The following is a 2,228-nucleotide window of genomic DNA, read 5'->3' as shown; positions in this document are numbered from 1 at the left end:
GCTCCCGCCCGCCCCCATCCGTATCGACCAGCAGCATGCCGGTCGCGGTCATACGCAGCAGCGCCGCCCCCCGCTGCCCCCGCTCCTCCCGTACGAACGCCTCCCACGACCGCCGGCTGTGCACGAACAACTCCACCGGCCACCCACACTCATCCAGACTCTCCCGATACGGCGCCGGCGCCCCGTCGACCAGCACCACCACATCCAGATCCGAATACGGCGTCGGATGCGTCAGCACCCCACCACACAACCACCCGGCACGCGCCTCAGGATGCCGAGCGGCCAGCACCCTCCGCGCCGCCGCAACCGCATCCTCGCGCTCCCCTTGCTCCTCCATGCGGCAAGCATGCCGGACGGTCATCGAGTGTCAGCGGATGCCGCGAACAGCTCGTGGAGCATCTCGCGGCCCTCGGCGGGAGCTCGGGCCTCCAAGTGCACTGATTCACCATCGAGATGGAGGCGGAAGTCGAAGAATGGGCAGCACTGCTGCTCGGCTGTGGCGAGGCTTGCGAGGGTCGGGGCGCGGTCGGCGGGGAGTGTCAGGCGTAGGCCGTCCGGGATGGCCGCCCGTACTGCGCCGGCCGTCGCGCTTCGCCATTCAGCGACGCGCTCCGCTTGGCCGTGGCCGGTGAGGGAGCAGGCCACTGGCTCCGTACGCCATCGGTCCGGTTCCGTCGTGACTGCCGGGGCTCCCCCCGGTGCTCCCGGCACTCCCGGCGCCAAGCCGCACTCCGCGTCGCACTTCTCCGTCCGGTCCGGCAGCGCGTCCAGGCGTTCCGACGCGGCGTGCAAGGTAGCGGTGAAGGAGGCCAGTTCCGCCGCCCGCTGGTCCGCCTCCACCAAGCGGGCCGCCAGGCGCGGGCGCAGGTCGGCCTTGACGTCTCCGCAGGCGCCCGCTTCCCATACCGCCAGCAGCTCGCTGATCTCATCCAGCGGCAGGCCGAGGCGCTTGGCCGCGCCGATGAAGCCGAGGCGGTCGAGCGCGTCGTCGTCGTACATCCGGTACCCGGACGGCGTGCGGTCCGCGGCCAGCAGCCCGGACTTCTCGTAGAAGCGCAGTGTCGTGGCCGGGACGCCGCTGCGCTCGGCCAGCTGGGAAATCCGCATCGTGCCCATGCCGCCGACGGTAAACCTTCGACCCGGCTCCAAGGTCAAGCCCGGCACCCGGACTTGGGTGTACCTTGCGCACAGGCGAGCACGCGGGAGGAGGCCTGGCGCATGCCCCGAGAGCCGACCGACGACGACCTCCGCCGGGCGCTGGAGTTCGCGGACCGCACTCCGCTGCCGGAGCCCGCGTACTCCGACGATCTCACCGAGGACGACGTCGCCCCGCTGCGCGACTTCCTGCGGGCCCGGCTCGGCGAGCTCAAGGCGCGGCAGCCCGAGGGCGGCGAGGAGCACTTCGCCGTCCACGCGCTGAGCAATGCGATGCTCTCCACCGCGATGCGGCTCACCGACGAGGTCAACGCCTGGCGCGTGGTCGCCTTCAGCGGCCGCAGCGAGGAGCCGGGCCTGGTGCAGACCCTGCGCGAGCAACTGGGCCTGGACTTCAACCTACTGGTCTGGGTCGCCAGACGCTGGCGCGACCACCCGGACTACGACCCACGCTGGCAGCCACGCCGCTACCTCAACCCGGACCACCGGGCGTCGCTCGAAACGCCGACGGGCGGCGACACCTCCGTGGACGCGGTCCGCGGCCCGTACGGCAGGGAAGCGCATCCCTGACCGGCCCCCCGCACCCGTCAGCTCCAGCTCGGGGTAGGCCCGAATTCCGGCCGGTAGGGCACCGGTCGACCGGTGATCGCGTCGAGCAGGACGCGGTCGCCCACGGGGCGCTTCAGCCGCACCGTCACCTTCTCCAGCTTCCCTTGAGCGGTGCAGATCTCCTCCCGCTCCGCGCCCTTGACCGAACCGGACAGCACCACGCTGCCGCGGGTCTCCAGCGCCGTCACCACGGCGCCGTCGTCGCAGACCCCATGGAGGGCACGCACGGTCAGAGTGCGCCCGTCCGCGGAGATACGGACCAGATGCTCGAGTGGAGAGCCCGGAACGGCGCTCGTCCGCCGGATCGGCGACCGGGGCAGTCTCGACGGCACGACAGCGGACCGCTTCAACGGGGAGGGATAGCCGTCCAGGGTGAACACCCACGCGGGCACAGTCGCCGGCCCCCGGCTGGTGGTCACGGTCATCTCCCCCAGCTTCGCCCCCGTCACCGCGAGGTGCGGCTC

Annotated in this window: 2 protein-coding genes and 2 pseudogenes; 1 reads left to right on the top strand and 3 read right to left on the bottom strand. The window is 71.9% G+C overall.

The genetic code is table 11. From position 1 onward, the window contains the following. Together G5C51_RS41620 and G5C51_RS41615 are read right to left on the bottom strand one after the other, a co-directional pair. Positions 1 to 337: pseudogene (locus G5C51_RS41620) on the bottom strand (nucleotidyltransferase domain-containing protein); the annotation flags it as partial. Positions 338 to 357: 20 nt separating this feature from the next. Further along, positions 358 to 1,116, bottom strand: a complete 759-nt coding sequence (locus G5C51_RS41615; RefSeq protein ID WP_165246081.1) for a MerR family transcriptional regulator — start codon at positions 1,114 to 1,116, stop codon at positions 358 to 360. 102 nt (positions 1,117 to 1,218) lie between these two features. Between G5C51_RS41615 and G5C51_RS41610 the strand changes: the two genes are divergently transcribed. Next, positions 1,219 to 1,725, top strand: coding sequence for a hypothetical protein (locus G5C51_RS41610; RefSeq protein ID WP_165246079.1), 507 nt, complete (start codon positions 1,219 to 1,221; stop codon positions 1,723 to 1,725). 17 nt (positions 1,726 to 1,742) lie between these two features. Here the strand turns inward: G5C51_RS41610 and G5C51_RS41605 are convergent. Next, positions 1,743 to 2,228 (bottom strand): annotated as a pseudogene (locus G5C51_RS41605) (hypothetical protein); the annotation flags it as partial.

It is taken from the genome of Streptomyces coryli (assembly GCF_011044975.1).
Taxonomy (GTDB): domain Bacteria; phylum Actinomycetota; class Actinomycetes; order Streptomycetales; family Streptomycetaceae; genus Streptomyces; species Streptomyces coryli.
Note: the sequence above shows the minus strand (reverse complement) of the source record. Positions and strands in the feature narration are given on the sequence as shown.